At 63.9% G+C, this 17,423-nt stretch carries 16 protein-coding genes; 10 read left to right on the top strand and 6 right to left on the bottom strand.

The window, feature by feature from the left end; translation table 11 throughout:
• The first annotated feature begins 7 nt into the window (after nucleotides 1-7).
• The 4 genes from RHODMAR_RS21245 to RHODMAR_RS21230 all read left to right on the top strand — a co-directional run bounded on the left by RHODMAR_RS21245 (nucleotide 8) and on the right by RHODMAR_RS21230 (nucleotide 4,558).
• Nucleotides 8-958, top strand: a complete 951-nt coding sequence (locus tag RHODMAR_RS21245; protein WP_008718681.1) for an alpha/beta hydrolase — start codon at nucleotides 8-10, stop codon at nucleotides 956-958.
• Nucleotides 959-1,000: 42 nt separating this feature from the next.
• On the top strand, nucleotides 1,001-1,546 hold the full coding sequence (locus RHODMAR_RS21240) for a DUF6924 domain-containing protein (RefSeq protein WP_042940026.1): 546 nt from the start codon (nucleotides 1,001-1,003) through the stop codon (nucleotides 1,544-1,546).
• Entirely contained in the window at nucleotides 1,539-2,009 is a 471-nt protein-coding gene (locus RHODMAR_RS21235; protein ID WP_008718675.1) for a hypothetical protein, read from the top strand. Before RHODMAR_RS21240 ends, RHODMAR_RS21235 begins: the two co-directional genes overlap by 8 nt.
• A gap of 74 nt (nucleotides 2,010-2,083) precedes the next feature.
• Nucleotides 2,084-4,558 carry an excinuclease ABC subunit UvrA gene (locus RHODMAR_RS21230; protein ID WP_008718673.1) on the top strand — a complete coding sequence of 825 codons (2,475 nt, stop codon included), beginning with the start codon at nucleotides 2,084-2,086 and terminating at the stop codon, nucleotides 4,556-4,558.
• Between the two features lie 52 nt (nucleotides 4,559-4,610).
• Here RHODMAR_RS21230 and RHODMAR_RS21225 read toward each other — a convergent pair whose 3' ends face one another.
• Genes RHODMAR_RS21225 through RHODMAR_RS21215 form a run of 3 tightly spaced genes read right to left on the bottom strand, consistent with a single transcriptional unit; the run spans nucleotide 4,611 to nucleotide 9,271 of the window.
• Nucleotides 4,611-6,020, bottom strand: a complete 1,410-nt coding sequence (locus RHODMAR_RS21225; protein WP_008718671.1) for a phytoene desaturase family protein — start codon at nucleotides 6,018-6,020, stop codon at nucleotides 4,611-4,613.
• Complete coding sequence (locus RHODMAR_RS21220; RefSeq protein ID WP_008718669.1) at nucleotides 6,017-7,759, bottom strand: DUF3556 domain-containing protein; 1,743 nt, start codon at nucleotides 7,757-7,759, stop codon at nucleotides 6,017-6,019. Before RHODMAR_RS21220 ends, RHODMAR_RS21225 begins: the two co-directional genes overlap by 4 nt.
• A 33-nt stretch (nucleotides 7,760-7,792) precedes the next feature.
• On the bottom strand, nucleotides 7,793-9,271 hold the full coding sequence (locus tag RHODMAR_RS21215) for a class I adenylate-forming enzyme family protein (protein ID WP_008718667.1): 1,479 nt from the start codon (nucleotides 9,269-9,271) through the stop codon (nucleotides 7,793-7,795).
• A 168-nt stretch (nucleotides 9,272-9,439) separates the two neighbouring features.
• Between RHODMAR_RS21215 and RHODMAR_RS21210 the strand changes: the two genes are divergently transcribed.
• From RHODMAR_RS21210 to RHODMAR_RS21200, 3 genes are all read left to right on the top strand, one after another.
• The gene (locus RHODMAR_RS21210; RefSeq protein ID WP_008718665.1) at nucleotides 9,440-10,735 is read left to right on the top strand and encodes a PucR family transcriptional regulator; all 1,296 of its coding nucleotides are present in this window, start codon (nucleotides 9,440-9,442) and stop codon (nucleotides 10,733-10,735) included.
• A 335-nt stretch (nucleotides 10,736-11,070) separates the two neighbouring features.
• On the top strand, nucleotides 11,071-11,661 hold the full coding sequence (locus RHODMAR_RS21205) for a TetR/AcrR family transcriptional regulator (protein WP_042940025.1): 591 nt from the start codon (nucleotides 11,071-11,073) through the stop codon (nucleotides 11,659-11,661).
• A gap of 118 nt (nucleotides 11,662-11,779) precedes the next feature.
• Nucleotides 11,780-12,571, top strand: coding sequence for an SDR family NAD(P)-dependent oxidoreductase (locus tag RHODMAR_RS21200; protein ID WP_008718661.1), 792 nt, complete (start codon nucleotides 11,780-11,782; stop codon nucleotides 12,569-12,571).
• A gap of 54 nt (nucleotides 12,572-12,625) precedes the next feature.
• Here RHODMAR_RS21200 and RHODMAR_RS21195 read toward each other — a convergent pair whose 3' ends face one another.
• On the bottom strand, nucleotides 12,626-13,447 hold the full coding sequence (locus RHODMAR_RS21195) for an alpha/beta hydrolase (protein WP_008718658.1): 822 nt from the start codon (nucleotides 13,445-13,447) through the stop codon (nucleotides 12,626-12,628).
• Nucleotides 13,448-13,511: 64 nt separating this feature from the next.
• On the opposite strand from RHODMAR_RS21195, the gene RHODMAR_RS27115 reads away from it, so the two are divergent.
• The 3 genes from RHODMAR_RS27115 (at nucleotide 13,512) to RHODMAR_RS27110 (ending at nucleotide 16,040) form a co-directional block, all read left to right on the top strand.
• On the top strand, nucleotides 13,512-14,009 hold the full coding sequence (locus RHODMAR_RS27115) for a MarR family winged helix-turn-helix transcriptional regulator (protein ID WP_008718656.1): 498 nt from the start codon (nucleotides 13,512-13,514) through the stop codon (nucleotides 14,007-14,009).
• Nucleotides 14,010-14,151: 142 nt separating this feature from the next.
• Nucleotides 14,152-14,643, top strand: coding sequence for a nucleoside deaminase (locus tag RHODMAR_RS21185; protein ID WP_008718654.1), 492 nt, complete (start codon nucleotides 14,152-14,154; stop codon nucleotides 14,641-14,643).
• An 8-nt stretch (nucleotides 14,644-14,651) separates the two neighbouring features.
• Nucleotides 14,652-16,040: an alpha/beta hydrolase gene (locus RHODMAR_RS27110; protein WP_198289503.1), complete on the top strand. Its 1,389-nt coding sequence runs from the start codon at nucleotides 14,652-14,654 to the stop codon at nucleotides 16,038-16,040.
• A 10-nt stretch (nucleotides 16,041-16,050) separates the two neighbouring features.
• Here RHODMAR_RS27110 and RHODMAR_RS21175 read toward each other — a convergent pair whose 3' ends face one another.
• Complete coding sequence (locus RHODMAR_RS21175) at nucleotides 16,051-16,803, bottom strand: ferredoxin reductase (protein WP_008718649.1); 753 nt, start codon at nucleotides 16,801-16,803, stop codon at nucleotides 16,051-16,053.
• A 1-nt stretch (nucleotide 16,804) separates the two neighbouring features.
• Nucleotides 16,805-17,404: a sulfite oxidase-like oxidoreductase gene (locus RHODMAR_RS21170; protein ID WP_008718647.1), complete on the bottom strand. Its 600-nt coding sequence runs from the start codon at nucleotides 17,402-17,404 to the stop codon at nucleotides 16,805-16,807.
• Between the last annotated feature and the right edge of the window lie 19 nt (nucleotides 17,405-17,423).

Raw genomic sequence — 17,423 nt, 5'->3', positions numbered from 1 at the left:
CAAACGCATGACCACCGACGACCACTCCGGGTTCACCCGCACCGAAGCATCGTTCATGTCGGACGGAGTTCGTTGCGCGGCAACGGTATTTCGTCCCGCTGTGTCGGCCGACCAGGCCCGTCCGGCAATCGTCATGGCACACGGATTCGGCACTCCTCGGGCGATGCGTCTGTACGCGTACGCCGAGCGTTTCGTCGAGGCCGGGTACGTGGTCTGCGTCTTCGACTATCGGTACTTCGGGGACAGCGACGGCGAGCCGCGCCAACTGTTGGACGTGAGTTCGCAGCTTGCCGATTGGCGAAGCGCAGTCGACTTCGCTCGCTCGCTCGACGGCGTCGACGAGAACCGAATCGTCGGATGGGGCACCTCGTTCGCCGGCGGCCACGTACTCACGTTGGCGGGCACCGGTGTTCGGTTCGCAGCGGTCATAGCTCAGGTGCCCCACGTCGACGGCATCGCCGCCGTTCGCGCAAGCGGGTTCAGGCACACGTTGCGGTTGGCACCGGCCGCCATCAACGACGGCGTCCGCGCAGTCCTCGGACGATCGCCGCACTACGTCGACAGTGTCGGCCTCCCCGGCGCCCGAGCTGTGATGGTCTCACCCGACGCGATGACAGGGCGTGACCGCTTGGTCCTCGAATCGGGCCTGACCGACGGCGACTACCCCGAGACCGTGGCGGCGCGGATACTGCTGAAGATCTGGCGGTATTCCCCGGGCCGTACGATGTCCGCGATCGACTGCCCCACGCTGGTGCAGATCGCGTCCGACGATTCGGTCACCCCGGCGTCCGTCGCACAACGCGCCGCGGCACAAGTTCGCAAGGCCACGGTACGTACCTACGACGGTGGCCATTTCGATCCGTACGTCGAGCCACTGTTCACCTCGGTGATACGAGATCAGCTCACGTTTCTGTCCGAAAACGTGCCCCTGCAACTTCGGGCCGTTCCTTCCGCCTGACCGAACGGTTCGGCGCACCCACAGTTCTCGGATTGGATCGCCATGTCAGAAGGTGCAGGTAGCTCCGAACTCTGGCTGCTACGAACATATTTCGGCGGTAGCGACGATACCGCGTGGACGACTTTGACGGATCAGGCCCGACGGATGCGATCCCCGGTACCGGGTGCCGCGCTGGTCGTATCCTCCGACCGGACGCAGTGCCAGCAGCGCATCCGCAGGGTGCTCACGCGACTTGCCACGCGCGCCGAGGCGAACGACGGCCTGTACGTGGCAATCGCCGACAAGCAGACGTTCGCGCGCCACGATCGAATGCTGCTCACCATCGACTGTTCGGCAGTGCCACGAAACGCCGAACGCATTCCCACAATCCGTATGGCACCGCCCAGTGCCTTTCGGTTGGGAATCGAGGGCCGATCACCTGATACCGAGTGTTCGGTCGACCCGGCTTGTCGACCGTTGGCGGAAGTTACACCTGCACAGATCGATTCCGAGCGAATCGTGGCCGATCTCGCAGGAAGCGTCGGCGACGCAATCCGAGCCAGTCTGCGTTGGCGAACGGAGATGACGCGAGACGGTTCTTATGGGTAGACACCGGGAATCGCCGGCAAATCGTGCGCCCGGCGAAAGACCGTCGGGCGCGCTGACGGACGATGAAAAACCCGACCCGCGGCTGCGTATCGGGGTCGTCGTTCAAACTTTGCTGTTCGGTCTCGTCGGTATCGGCACGACGTTCACACAGGACGGCCCCACCGAGGGGCTCGGCACCGTGCTGACCTACGCCGTGTGCATCACCACGATTCCCGTTGCGTGGACCATGAGCAAGGCCGATTTCGGGATGGACTGGTGGTCCCGGCGCGCACCCGTCAACAACTGGTTCGTCGTGTATTGCGAACTCGGTGTCACTACCGTGACCGCAACACACGCCGACCCGCTGGCACTCTTCACCGCAAAACGCAACGGCCGCAACCGTATCGCTCTCGCTCGCCCACACATCGCAGAGAGTCCGAACCGAGAGTACGAGGGCGATCGCGGCGGAGGCGCTGGTCGTTGAAGTCACGGCATCCGATGCAACGCATCTCGCCACTTCAGCGCGCTCGGGCCGAGTACTCCCGTTAGTCTCTACAGGTGAGCGACTCAACGTGGGACGGGTATGTCCGTGTGCGCGGCGCTACCGAGCACAACCTGGCAGCAGTCGACGTCGACATACCTCGCAATGCATTCGTCGCGTTCACAGGGGTGTCGGGGTCCGGAAAGTCGTCATTGGCTTTCAGCACCCTGTACGCCGAAGCGCAGCGACGCTACTTCGAGTCGGTGGCCCCGTACGCCCGTCGGCTGCTTCAGCAGGTGGGCGCACCCCATGTCGCTTCCATCACCGGCCTTCCCCCGGCCGTCGCGCTGCAGCAACGCCGGGGTTCTCCCAGCTCACGCTCGAGCGTCGGCACCATCACCACCATGTCCAACCTGCTACGCATGCTGTACTCCCGGGCCGGCACTTATCCCGAAGGCGCGTCGCTGCTTGCGGCGGAGGCATTTTCACCCAACACCGTCGCCGGGGCCTGTCCGCGATGCGGCGGATTGGGTGACTTCCACGATGTGACAACGAAACTGCTCGTTCCCGACGCTTCGCTGAGTATTCGCGAGGGAGCGATCGCGGCGTGGCCGGGTGCCTGGCAGGGTGCAAACCTGCGCAGCATCGTCAGCGGCCTGGGTATCGACATCGACGCGCCATGGCGCGCATTGAAGAAGAAGGACCGGGACTGGCTTCTGTTCACCGAGGAGCACCCCAAGGTGTTCATCGAACCCGAAGCGGGCCGCGTCGACCACAGTTACGAGGGCAAGTTCTGGAGCGCCCGTAGCCACGTCATGCATGTTCTGTCGGACTCGAACAGCCAGCGGATGCGCGACCGCGCGCTGCAGTTCACCGAGAGCGTCCGCTGCCCGAAATGCTCGGGCAGCGGACTGCGCTCGGACGCGCTGGACGTCACCATCGCCGGCCACTCGATCGCCGAGATCAATGCGCTCTCGCTGACCGAACTTGCCGCAGTGCTGCGCCCGATATCCGAACAATCCGAGACGGCATCGTCGGGGGAGACCACGGAGGTGGCGGTACGCATCACCGCCGACCTACTGGCCAGGATCGATGTGCTGCTCGAGTTGGGCCTGGGATATTTGGCGCTCGGGCGTAGCTCGACGACGTTGTCGCCCGGCGAGACGCAGCGGCTAAGGATCGCCACCCAACTCCGTTCCGGACTGTTCGGGGTGGTGTACGTGTTGGACGAGCCCTCCGCGGGGCTGCATCCCGCGGATGCCGAGCCACTGCTCGACGTCCTGGATCAGCTGAAGGCGTCGGGAAACTCCTTGTTCGTCGTCGAACACGACATGGATGTGGTGCGGCGCGCCGACTGGGTGGTCGATATCGGTCCTGCGGCGGGTGAGGGCGGCGGCCGGGTCCTCTACAGCGGCCCTGTTTCCGGGTTGGAGGAGATCGAGGAGTCGGTCACCAGCAGGCACCTCTTCGGGCGGGTGGAATCCGAGCAGCGTGAGGCGCGCCCCACCCAGGGCTGGCTCACTCTGACCGGGGTCACCCGGCACAATCTTCGGGAGCTGACGGCGACGTTCCCACACGGGGTGCTGACAGCGGTGACGGGAGTGTCGGGCTCCGGTAAGTCGACACTCGTCAGTCAGGTCTTGTTCGAAGTGGCGCGCCACCGACTCGAAACCGCGGCAGAGGAGGACGATGACGCGCAGATCGCGATCGACGTGGCCGAGGTCTCCGGAATCGAGACCTTCACCCGCCTGGTCCGGGTGGATCAACGCCCCATCGGCCGGACCCCCCGATCGACACTGGCCACCTACGTCGGAATGTTCGACATCGTCCGCAAGCTGTTCGCCGGCACCGATGAAGCCAAGGCCCGAGGATGGGCACCCGGACGGTTCTCCTTCAACGTCGCCGACGGGCGATGCCCCACGTGCCAGGGCGACGGCTTCGTCGAGGTGGAGTTGTTGTTCCTTCCCGGCACCTACGGTCCTTGCCCCACCTGCCACGGTGCCCGGTACACCCCGGAAACCCTCGAAGTCACATGGCAGGACAAGACAATTGCCCAGGTGCTGCACATGTCGGTGGACGAGGCAGCGGTGTTCTTCGCCGACATCACGGGTGCGTCCCGCAGTCTGGAGACCTTGCGCGATATCGGGCTCGGCTACCTTCGGCTCGGTCAACCCGCCACCGAGCTGAGCGGCGGAGAAGCACAGCGCATCAAGATCGCCACCGAATTGCAGCGCACCCGCCGCGGCACCGCGCTCTATCTACTGGACGAGCCGACCGCCGGGTTGCATCCCTCCGACGTCGCCCTGCTGATGCGCCAACTGCACCTGCTTGTGGATGCGGGCAACACCGTGGTGATGGTGGAACACGACTTGGATGCCGTAGCCTCCGCCGACTGGGTCATCGATCTCGGTCCCGGCGGCGGTGACAACGGGGGCACCGTGATCGCCACCGGGACGCCCGCCGAAGTGGCAGTGTCCCCGGACAGCGTCACGGGACCGTATCTGGCCCGACGGCTACGGCTCCAACGCGATCTCTCAGCGGCCGCACTCTGACGGCGATCGGCGCGGTTCCACCCGACCGAGCCGAGCACGGGATCCAGGAGCGTCACAACCGACGCAGCGCCGCTCGCGCAGCGTTGTATCCGCCCATGCCGTGGACTCCTCCTCCCGGAGGTGTTGCCGCCGAACAGATGTAGACGCCGTCCATGCCGGTCCAGTACGGATCGACGCTCACGCGCGGACGCAGTGCCACCTGGCCCGGATCGTTCGAGCCGGTGATGATATCGCCGCCCACGTAGTTGGGGTTGTAGGTCGGCATCTGGGTGGTCGATCGGACAGCGCGGCCCACGATCCGCTTCCGAATTCCTGGGGCGAAGCGCTCGATCTGATCGATGATCACCTCACTGGCGTCACCGGTGTAGCCGTTGGGGACGTGGGCGTAGGTCCAGATCGGGTGGATGTTGCCCTGTGAGCGGCTGGGGTCGGCCAAGTACTGCTGGCCGAGCAGAACGAACGGCCGTCGCGGCATGATTCCGCGATGCACGTCACGTTCTGCGGCGGCTACCTCCTCGAAAGTTCCGCCGAGGTGGACGGTTCCGGCACGGCGGGCGTCCGCGTTGGTCCAGGGGATACCGTCCTCGACGGCGAGGTCGAGCTTGAAAGCGCCAGGGCCGTAACGCCATCGACGGTAGGGTCGTGCCACTCGCCGGGGGAGAGCGTCACCGGCGATGTCGGCGATCGCGGTCGGGGACAGATCGAACATCACGATGTCGCTCGGCGGAATCTGTTGCAGCCGAGTCACTCTGACGCCCGTCTCCACCTTCCCGCCATGTTCGGTCAATATCGAGACCAGTGCGTCGCTGATCGCCCGCGAGCCACCTTCGGCCACCGGCCAGCCGTACTTGTGGCCCGCAGCGATCATCATCACTCCGACAGCGGACGTGGTGGGCCGCGTGAGCGGATACAGCGCGTGGGCCGCGACGCCCGAGAACGCCGCGCGCGCTTCGGGTGTACGGAACCGACGGGCCGTCAGCGACGCGGGTGCGAGAGCATTGAGGCCGAACTTTGTCAACGTGATGGGGTGTTGCGGTACGTGCAGGAGCGGGCGGAAGAAGTCGGTCGCCAGGTCGTCGAATCGATCCGCCAACGGTCCGAAGAATCGTTGCCAGGCAGCGCCGTCGACGCCGAGCCTGGCCGAGGTGTCAGCGATGGATCGGTGGATCACCCCGGCGCGGCCGTTGTCGAGGGGTTGCACGGCGGCGATTTCCGGATGTTTCCACGTCAATCCGTGGGCTTCGAGGTCGAGGCTGTTGAAGAACGGTGATGCCGCCCCCACCGGGTGCACGGCCGAACAGTCGTCGTGCAGCACACCCGGCAACGTCAGTTCGGAGGTTCTGGTGCCGCCGCCGACCTTGTCGGCCATTTCCAGGACAGTGACCTCGACACCGGCCTTCGCCAGCGTCACTGCGGCCGCGAGACCGTTGGGCCCCGATCCGACGACGGTTGCCGTCGTCACCGTTGCCCCACCACGTCGATCGGTGCGGCCACCGTCACCGGGATGGAGCCCGTGTCGTCCAGCCACGACTGGCGAGTGATCATCTCGGACACCGCGACGGTTCCTTCCTCGATGAGACCGGTTGCTGCGTCGACGATGCGGTAGCTCTGGGTTTTTCGGTGCATCGGCTGCCCTTCGATCATGACGACACGGATGTCGCCGTCGGCGAAGTGGCATCTGCGCTGCAGTGCTTCCAACATCTGTTGATTGTGCAGGTGTCCTTCACCGAAGTTCCATCCGAGTACTGATCCGGCGATGAACTCGCCTTCCCGGATGACGTAGTCCTCACGATTGTCGACTGCTCGCGAGATCAGCCCCATGTGCGCCCGGCCGTGGCTGTGCATCGACCGCCAGGCGGTGAACTTCTGCATCATGAACTCGGCCGTGTCCTCGTCGTAGAGTTTGAGCAACTGGAATTTGGTCAGGGGGGCGGACTTGGTGATCTCCGCCTGCAAGCGCTCTTCGATGCCGGGCCGCAGAATCCACGTGTTCGTGGCCCAGTTTCCGGCGTAGTACCGCATGCCCATGAGAAACGATATCCACTGCGGCTTGGTGCCTCCGACGACGATGCCCGCGATCAGTGCCACGACGATCAGATACGGCCAGATGCTGGTGGCGTTCCACAGCGAGTAGTCGCTACCGGTGTAGTTGCCGAACAGGAACCACGCGGCACCGATGACGAAGAGGTTCCATTCCAGCGGCACTCCGGCCGGAAATGTGGACAGGATGAACAGATGAAAGATGGTCATTCCGATCAGCACCACGGTCGTCAGCGTCGAATTCATCGAGAAGATCAACACGGCGGGGAGAACGTATTCGATGACGGTTCCCTGATGGGCAGCGAATTTCGCGAAGGTCGACGGTCGCATGTCGTCGGGGAAGTTGCGGTACAGCTTTCGCTTGAGCCAGGTGCTGGGCAGCAACGGACTGTTGGAGATCATCACGGCCACCACGAAGGGAAAGTGATGGTTGAGTTTGGATGTCGCAGCACCCCACCAGATGGCCAGCATCACCAACTTCAACGCGATGATCATGTCGACGAAGGGAAACAGGAACGCGACGATCATGACGAAGTACTGATCCGAGCGGGCCGCCAGAAAGATTGTCTTGTCGCGTAGTCCGATGAGTACCAGAAGTACGAGCACGGCCATGGGCACGGCCGGTGCGAGCATTCCTGCGGTGCCGATACCGCCGGCCACGCCGTCCGATATCAGTCCCCAGATCAGGAGTGCGAGCAACCCGGCGTACATCACGACGTCGCCGACGGTGCGAGTGTCACCGGACGTGAGCGGAATCTTGTTGGGCCACGGTGCCAGTCGCACGGTTCCCGGGCGAAGCCAGTAGGTGAAGCCGCCGACGGGCGGGAAGAAGCGCATCGTCAACGGCCCTGAGCCGCAACCGAACCCCATGACCTCGAAGAGCACGGTGAACAGCACGACTTTCTGGAACACGATCGGTTGGGTCCACCACGATCCGATCTCCGACAGCGTGCCCAGGCCGGGCGTCGAGGACGAGATGACCCACAGCGGGATCAGGACGTACGCGACCATCTTGATCACGTAGAACAGATAAGCCCCGGCAGGGGTGCCGAAGCCGTGTTCACCCCAGTGTTGAACCTGAACTTTCAGCCGTTCGAGCTGAGGGAGGCGGCGCCACTGCCCGAGGTCGATATCGGGCAGGGTCGGAGACAGCAGGCCCATTGTGGGGTCCTTTCGAGGAAATCGGCGCGGTGGTTACGTGGTGGAGGCGGGCGCGACGAGTCGCCGACGCAGCGAGGGTTTGTCGATCTTGCCGACGGGGTTCTTGGGTACCTCGTCGACGACGATGACGTCGACGGGCCACTTGTACTTCGACAATTCGCGTCGAACGTGCGCATCGATGTCGGCTTCGGTGATGGTGGCTTCGGCGGTGAGCGAGACGAACAGGACCGGCTCTTCCCCCTTCACCTCGTGCGGCTGACCGACGACGGCTGCTTCGTAGACGCCGGGGAGTCGGTAGACGACGTTTTCGATTTCCTTGGGATAGATGTTCTCGCCACCGCGGATGATCATGTCCTTGGCGCGGTCGACCAATGTCAGGTAGCTGTCTTCGTCGAGTCGGCCGATGTCGCCGGTCCGCAACCAACCGTCCTGGACGGTCGCTGCCGTCTCCTCGGGTCGGCCGAGGTAGCCCCGCATCACGTTTGCTCCGTGAACGAGTACTTCACCGGGCCGACCGTCGTCGATGGTGTCGCCGTTCTCGTCGACGATGCGGATGCTCTGGCCGGGTAGCGGAAGTCCTACGGTTCCGGGCTTGCGGGGACCGTTGAGCGGATTGACCGTCGATGCGCAGGTGCCCTCGGACAGGCCGTAGCCCTCGACTACCGGTACGCCGTACCTGGTCTCGAATGCGTCGAGCAATGCCGGGCTCGCCGGTGCCGCGCCGCAGACGGCGTACCGCAGTGAGCTGGTATCGGGCACCACCGTCTCGGGAAGGTTGGCGAGCATGGCGTAGATGGTCGGCACACCCGAGAAGAAGGTCGGCCGGGCGGCTTCGACGCGGTCGAAGAACGTCGACGGGTCGAACCGGCCGGCGATCGTTGCGCGTCCACCGGCCACCAGGGGCGAAAGGATGCTCACGACAATGCCGTTGACGTGGAAAAGCGGAAGGATCAGCAGGCTGTGTACCTCGGCGTCGATGGAGAAGGCATCGACGCTCATGGACGTCATCGCGGTCAGGTTGCCGTGATCGAGCATGACGCCCTTCGGCTTTCCTGTGGTTCCGCTGGTGTAGATCAACAGGGCAAGATCGTTCGCGGTGGTCTGAACTGGGGTGTCGGTGAGCCGGGACACCTCTGGTCGGTCGGTCAGATCGGTCAGGCGGGCGACAGCGGATGGGGTATTCAGCTCCAGTTCCGGGGCGGTGACCACCAGCGCAGCCGAGCAATCGTCGAGCTGGAACTCGATCTCCTGAGCGGTCAACGACGGATTGACCGGTGTCGCAGCTGCGCCGAGACGCCATGCGGCGAAAAGGGCGACGACGAACTCGACCCGGTTCGGCAACATGATCGCCACTACGTCGCCGTGGGATATGCCGCGGGCGGACAGGAGTGCGGCCGCCGAGCGCACGGCGTCACGGAATTCGCGATTCGACAAAGACACTCGGTCGTCCGCGAGCGCCGGTGCCTCCGGAGCACTCGAAGCGCGGAGGTCGAGAAGATCAGGCAGGTGCATGGGGGTCCTTCGCTCGGGAGGCGGTCCGTACCACGGTATGGACCCCACTGTGATCCATGCCATATCTCTCGACGATGAACTTCGACACCGCGTTTGTCTCCAGGAGACAAGGTTCGAGTACCACTGAATCATCTACGGTGGGGTCTCGGACGGCCTATTGTCGATACCGTGCAACCGCCACCGATCGATGCCGGCACCGACTCGGCTGTCGACGCCGTCGTCGCGACCGTCATCGCCGACATGAGTGCGCACCTGCTCGAGGAGTCACGGAACATTCGCAACGTTCTCGAACGTGAGATTGCCGAGTTGGGTGGAGACAGTCAGCTGGTGGAGCTACTCGGCGCGAGTATCGAAGGCAATGTCGACACCGTCTTCCATGTTCTGCAGCACGGCATCACCGCAGATCATCTGCATGCACCCTCCGCGGCGATGGAATACGCACGCAGGCTCGCCCAGCATGCCATTCCCGTCACCGCGCTCGTGCGCGCCTATCGGCTCGGGCAGACCACCCTGCTGGATCGGGTCTTCGCGAGAATTCAGGCGTCGTCCATCGATCCTGTTCTCGGACTGAAGGTCTCGCATCGTATCGTCTCGGTCAGTTCGGTGTACATAGACTGGATCTCGGAGCAGGTGGTCACCGCGTATCAGGTCGAACACGAGCGGTGGCTCGCCAACCGAAACAACGTCAGGGTTACCCAGATTCGAGAACTGTTGTCCACCGAAGGGCCCACAGACGATCGTCGAGCGACGGCGCAGATCGGTTACCAACTTGCGCAACACCATTGCGCTGCGGTTCTGTGGATCGGTGAGCCCGAGTCGGAGCGAGACGGGCTACCCGTACTCGAGCAACTGGCGGGCCGGATGTGTGAGTCGATGGACAACCGCCCGGTGCCACTGTTCGTGGCCGCCGACAGGCTCAGTGCTTGGGTATGGATCCCATTGGGTAGTCGACCGGATCGGTTGGACATCAGTAGTATTCGCACCTCGCTGCGCGCAGACCAACTCGGCGACGCTCGGGTGGCACTGGGCACCGCACAATACGGCAGGGCAGGATTCAGGACCTCCCATCTCCAGGCGCAGCGCACCAGGTCGATTGCACTTCTCGCCGAGGACGCCCGACGAACTGTCACCTGCTACGCCGATCCGGGTGTGGCCGTCAGTTCGCTCGTCAGCTCGGACCTGGTTCGGGCGCACGAGTGGATCAGGAGCACCCTCGGAAATTTGGCGGACAATACCGAAGCGGCGCAACGACTTCGGGATACCCTGCGCACGTACTTCGATTGTCGATCCAGTCACAAGGCCACCGCGACGGAGCTCCACCTGCACTACAACACCGTGAAATACCGCGTCAAGAGCGCCGAGCAGATGCTAGGTCATCCAATCAGTGAGAACAGATTCGACATCGAACAGGCCCTCGTCATGCAGTCCTGGCTTGGCAGCTCCGCAACGTCGATGGACCCGTAATTCTGCATTCGATTGCAGTGAACAGTGAATCTCCGATGTGTTCGTAATCGATGAATCACCGCAATGCATTGTTCTGACGCCTTTCGTGGCGTTGGACGATGGAGGCATTCGATGCCGTTTCCCGTCAAGCGTGGTCTTCGAAGTGAACGGCGCTGCGGGCCTGTCGCGAATAGCGCCGGTAATGCCGATGATCGGACGAACTGCCGATCATCGGACCGCTGATGGCCCTGATCGCCTTGATGCTCGGTGCCGCGCTGACCGGCCTGGTGCTGCGCTCAGCGGCACCGGGGTCAGAATTATGGACTGATCGGTATTTAACGTCTAGACTCGAAGGCATGCCCCGCCCACGTGAGTTCAGTGAAGACGCAGTCCTCGAGTCGGCTCGAAACCAGTTCTGGGAGACAGGTTATGCCGGAACGTCTCTCGCGGACTTGACGGCCGCGACAGGGCTGGGCAAGGGAAGCTTGTACGGTGCATTCGGCGACAAGCACGCGCTGTTCCTGCGGACGCTCGAAGGGTACTGCTCGGATGTCGTATCGGACGCGCACAAGGAACTCGCCCGGGGTGGGCGTGCGATCGATGACCTTGCCGACCATCTGCGGATTTCGGCCCGTGTAGGTGTCGAGGGCTCTCGGACTCGCGGTTGCATGATGGCCAAAGCTGCGGCCGAGCTCGGTTCGCGCGATGCAGCGGTGCAGGCCATCGTCTCATCGTCTTTCGACGGATGGCACGACGAACTGGCGTCGTGCATTGCGCGCGCGCAGGACGAGGGTGACATCGCAGTCGGAGTCGACGCCGACACCCTGGCGTGGACGCTGCTGACACTGTTGCGTGGGTTCGAAGCTCTGAGAAAAGGTGGGGTAGCAACCGACCATCTCAAAGCCGCCCTCGATCAGGTGTTGGAAACCATTCCCCGCTCGGTGTGACGACGATGATCTTGCCGGGTTGATCCACAGCAGACGCCGTCACGGGGAATGGACCTACACTTCGACACGATCGTCGGCGACCGAATCGACCTGTGGACCACCACGTAGGAGACTCGCAATGAATGCAGATCGCAGAACGGCTCTCATCACAGGGGCCTCGGCCGGGATCGGCGCCAGCTTCGCTCGCTACCTGGCGGGTCGGAACTACGACGTCGTACTCGTTGCGCGACGCGCGCAGCGTCTGGAGGAGCTCGCAGCGTCCTTGCGAGAGCAATACGGTGTACGCGCCGAAGTCATCGCGGCCGATCTGAGCACACCTGCCGGGCCGGCGAAGATCGTCGCCCGCGCAGCCGAACTGGGCATGCCGATCGACATCTTGATCAACAATGCCGGCCTGTCGTCGAGCACGAAGTTCTCGGTCACACCCTGGGACAAGGTCGCCGCCGAACTGCAGCTGATGGTGACCTCGGTGACCGAGCTGACCCATCTTGTGATCCCAGGAATGAAGAGTCGTCGGTGGGGCCGCATAGTCAACCTCTCGTCCCTGGCCGCAGTGTCTCCACCCGGCGAGGGACTGCTGTACACGGGGATTAAGTCCTACGTGCTGAACATGTCTCAATCGCTCGACATGGAACTCAAACCGTCCGGAATCAACGTGACCGCACTGTGTCCCGGCTTCACCCACAGCGAATTCCACGATGTGATGGGGACAAGAGAGGCTGCGGACCAACTGCCGGGAATCATGTGGCAGCAGCCCGAAGACGTCGTCGCCGAAGGGTGGGCGGCAGTGATGGCAGGCAAGCCGGTCTGCACACCCGGCTTTGTCAACAAAGTCTCTGCGGCGGCGATGCGACCGATTCCGCAGCGAATTCAATACTTCCTCGGTCGAACCTTCAATCCCTTCAAATAAAGACGCGTGGGAAGGTGCACGGCATCCGGCGCGGTTCGGGCCCGTAGTTCACGGCTACTGCCGAGTCGATTCGCTGTTCGTGGACAAGTCGAGGAATTCGAGAAGCCGCGTGAGGAGTTCTTCGCGCAACGAACGGGATGACCATGCGTGGTCGGCACCGGAGATCGCGGCGAACGTTGCATTCGGCAGCATCTCCGCGTAACGGCGACCGTATTCGAGCGGCACGATCTGGTCTTCGGTGCCGTGGGCGACCTCGACGGGGCCGCCGTATCCGGCCGCGGCCGCGTACACGTCGATACCATCGCGAATGTCGTCGATGAAGGCCTGCCCGAGCCACATACCGCCGAAGTCGAGGCCGCCGTTCTGCGCTACGGAGTCGAGAGACTGGCCCTGGATCTCGTTCTTCACAGTGATGTCGTCGACGACGACACCGGCGGGTGACCAGAGGGTGAGGCTGGCCACCCGGTCAGGTAATTGCGCGGCAACGATGGCCGACTCCACCGCACCGAGGCTGTGCGCCACGACGTGGACCGGTGTGGAGCGGTCGGCAGCGAACGTCCGGACCATGCTCGATATTTGCTCGACCTCATCGCGCAGGGTGATGTCCTCGAATTCGCCGTCGCTGACGCCCTGTCCGAGCCGGTCGTACGCGCGGACGATCGCTCCTGCCGCTACCAATCGACGGGCGATCTGCACGAAGAGACGCTGTGGCCCGACGCTGGAGTCACTGAAGCCGTGCACGATCAGAATGCACGGTGCTGCGCTGTCGGCGTCGACGGGCCGGTACTCGGTGCCGCGGATCACCTGACCGCCATGGGCGAGCGTGAGCGGGACGGTGTCCGGGTTCTGCGGGGCAGCGCTGGTGTGAATGCTCATGGTCCCATGATTGCCCAATAATACGTTTGTTGCAAACCTATATTCGCCTGCGTATTCTGACCCGGTGGACGATTCCGACAGTGCTTTCGGGCTCGCCTCCGTCGCACGCGGCCTGAGCGAGGAGATCGGTCCTTTCCGCCGCGTGCTGCTCAACACCTCCCGCTCGCGCGCGGGACTCAAATCCTTGCCCGACGCCCAGATCGAAATCCTGCGGCGGCTCTTCCCCGACAGGTGGGAGAGCCCGACCGTTCTCGGGCGTCAGCTGGGGTTGGCTCGCCCCACGATCAGTAACCTCGTCCGAACCATGGAGCGAGACGGCCTTGTCGTTCGACGACCCGACGACTCGGATGCTCGGAGCACGCGCGTCGGCCTCACCGACCTTGCCCGAGAACAACTGCACGTCTACGACATCGCTGCGGAGGGGGTTCTCGTGGAAATTCTCGACGACCTGACGTCGGACCAGCAACAGACCCTGCGTGACGCCATTGCATTGCTCGGCCGAATCCGCGCCGCACTCGAGAACAGCGAGAACGCCGCTCCTCGACCACCGCGAAAGGGCTGACCAGTCGATACCCTCGGGCGGGCTCCATCTTCATCGAAGCCCATAACAACAACTGCGCGCCATCGAGAGTGTGTCGGCGTGTCACGAACCGGTACGGTCGTGGCGTGGACACTTCGATCGTCGACGCACCCGGTGGTGCGATGTGAACATTTCCTCGAGCGACTGTGCATTCCTCGCCCGCGCTGTCGATTTGGCGGCGGACGCGGTGCGAACGGGCAATGATCCCTTCGGTTCGCTGCTCGTGTCGGAGAGCGGAGAAGTGTTGGCCGAGGACAGGAATCGGGTCGGCGACCGAGGCGATCCCACCCAGCACCCCGAGATCGCGCTGTCGCGGTGGGCTGCGACCAACCTGAGCGACAGTGAACGTCGATCAGCGACTGTGTATACCTCGGGTGAGCACTGTGTGATGTGCGCTGCGAGCCATGGAATAGTCGGGCTCGGTCGGATCGTGTACGCCACGTCGACGGCTCAATTGCTCACCTGGCTGGACGAATTCGGCGTGGCACCTCTCGCGATCACGCCGTCTCCGATCGAGCAGATCGTGCCGGGGATCGTGGTGGACGGGCCGGTCGCCGAGTTCAGTGACGCTGTTCGCGAACTGCACCGGCAACGTCACGCGTCCGAGCAGGAGTGAGGGAGACCGTGCCGGACGACAGCCGGCTCGGACAAGGGCACCGTACGACAGCGATGACTGCAGCGCTCGCAGTGACCGGCAGCGTCAGCGTGGCCCTGGCATGGCTCGAGTTCCTCCTCATCCGCCAGCAACTCGCGGTGGGATTATGGGTCCTCACCGTGGCAGTTGTGGCGATATGCATCGTCTCGTCCGAGGCCAGGAAGCATGTAGCCCTAGGCACATCGCTCGGGAGTGTTGCTGTCGTCAGTCAGGTGGCATGGCTGGTGACAGGCTTTCACGCACTGTGGGTCATGTGTTTGACAGCGGCGATTGCATTCGGGTTCTTTCTGCTCGCGTCGGCGTGGGCGGGCCGTTCGACGGGGTCGTCGGGTCGCGCGCGTCGGGCGGCAACCGCCGTACCGGCCGGCGTCGCTGCAGTGATCGCGTTGGTGATCTCCGCGCTTGTGATCACCACGGCGGCCAGTCCAGCACCGCTGGTTCGATCGCTACAAGCATTGGGGCACAGCAATTCCTTCGAGCCCGACGCGCCGACAGCGACGACGGTGGTCGACGGGGTAGGCCTGACCAGCAACATCGAATACGGCTCGACACTTCCCAATTCGTTTCTCGATGTCTATACCGCAGACAACGACCCGTCGGTCAGCCGTCCTACTTACATCATGGTTCACGGTGGTGGCTGGATCGTCGGGGACAAGACGGACGGTGCTCCCAGCGCAGATGGGACCGGCGCGTCGGGGGCCGGCCCGATGCTCGACGCCGGTTACAACGTGGTGTCGGTCAACTACGCATTCGCGCCGAGCTACCGTTTTCCCACGCAGACAATCCAACTGGGCCAAGCCATTCAGTTTCTGGAGACCAACGCCGACCGGTACGGACTGGACATGAGTCGCGTCGTGCTCGCCGGAACCAGCGCGGGTGGGCACATCGTGGGCAACTATGCCGCCGTGCAGACCAATCCCGATTACGCGCGAGTACTGGGGATCGAACCGACCATGGACCGGAGTGCATTGAAGGCGATCGTGTTCGACAGCGCTGCCCTCGATGTCGGGAGGGCGGGCTCACCGCAATCACCGAGCCCGTCGAACGGCTTCTTCTTCGACATCGCCGCCCGAAGCTACCTCGACACCACCGACCCCGCAGTGCTGGCGCAGGCGAACGTCACGGACAACGTCACCGCCGACTACCCACCGAGTTTCATCTCCGACGGCAACACCGGGACTTTCCCCGATCAGGCAGCCGCGCTGAGCGCCGAACTGGACAGAGTGGGCGTTGCCAATAACTTGAACCTGTACAGCAAGAACGAGGCGAGACTCGACCACGGATTCATGTCGGTGGATTCGAAGTGGACCGACGACCACAACCGGCTGAAGATCGAGTTCCTCCGCGGCATTGTCTGATTCGTACCCCTCAGCTCGGTCCGAAACGCTCCGTTCGGATGTTCGCTGCCGAGTGACCCCGCGCCACCAGCATGTCGGCCACAGTGTCGACGAAGCTCGAGGGGCCGCAGATGTAGCAGCGCGGCTCGAACTCTGCCGGCCATCCGTGGGCGTCGAGGTCCTCGACCGTGATGCGGCCGAGAGGCCGTGCGTTGCCGGCAGGAGCGCGCCGCGTGTGGATCATGGTGACGTCCACGCCGGCCGGCGGGCGAGTCCACTCGTCCGCGAAGTAGATCTCAGCGGGTTCGCGCACCGAGTACAGCACGCGGAAGGGCACTCGTCCGCCCGTCGCAGACGCCTGTGCGCGAACCATCGCGCGGAGCGGGACGATGCCGGAACCGCCACCCACCAACAGGATCGGCGGCGACGGGATCTCGGAGGGCTGGGACGGCCGCCAGACGAACCATCGACCCACCGGCCCGCGGAGCTCGATGCGATCACCGGCCTCGACGGCCTCGACCAGGTAGGGCGAGACCTCACCGTCCGCGACGTTCTGCACCGCGATCTCGATGCGCGACGTCCCGTCCGGTGCAGACGCCACGGAGTAGCTTCGTTGTGCGCTGTAGCCGTCCTCGGCGGTGAGCTTGACGTCCACATGCTGCCCGGCGAGATGGCCGGGCCATCCGTCGACGTCGAGAACGAGGGTGGATGCGGTGGGTGTCTCACGCCGCACGGTGTTGACCGTGGCAACGAGCCAGGGTTTCGCCCCAGCCGCCGATGTCACGTCAGTCGCCCTGGTACCGCTGCTCGCGCCACGGATCTCCGTAGTCGTGGTACCCACCGCGCTCCCAGAAGCCTTGCTCGTTCTCCACGGTGAGTTCGATGCGTGAGATCCACTTCGCCGATTTCCAGAAATACAGGTGCGGAACGAGAAGCCTTGCGGGGCCACCGTGTTCGCGAGCCAGGGGCGCGCCGTCGAATTCGGTGACCAGCCAGGCCTTCCCATCCCTGAGGTCCTCGAGGGGAAGGTTGGTGGTGTAGCCGTCGAAGCCGTGCACCACGACGTACCCGGCATCGGTATCGAGACCGTCCAGCAGAACGTCCAGGCTGACTCCCTTCCAGGTGGTATCGAGCTTCGACCACTTGGTGACGCAGTGGATGTCCACGGTCGGAGTGTCGTGCGGAAGTGCGGCCAGTTCGTCCCAATTCCAAGTGCGGGTGTCGCCGCGTTCGGTAGTGATCGAGAACGACCACGTGTCGGTCGCGACGACAGGCGCGGGCCCGATCGCGAGGACGGGAAAATCCTTCGTCAGATACTGACCGGGGGGAGTGCGCCCGTCGTCGCCGCGCCGTCGGCCCACGAAGCCTCTCGAGATCAATGCCATAGCAAATTGTGCGCTCGTG

This window comes from Rhodococcus sp. AW25M09 (assembly GCF_000333955.1).
GTDB lineage: Bacteria > Actinomycetota > Actinomycetes > Mycobacteriales > Mycobacteriaceae > Rhodococcoides.
Note: the sequence above shows the minus strand (reverse complement) of the source record. Positions and strands in the feature narration are given on the sequence as shown.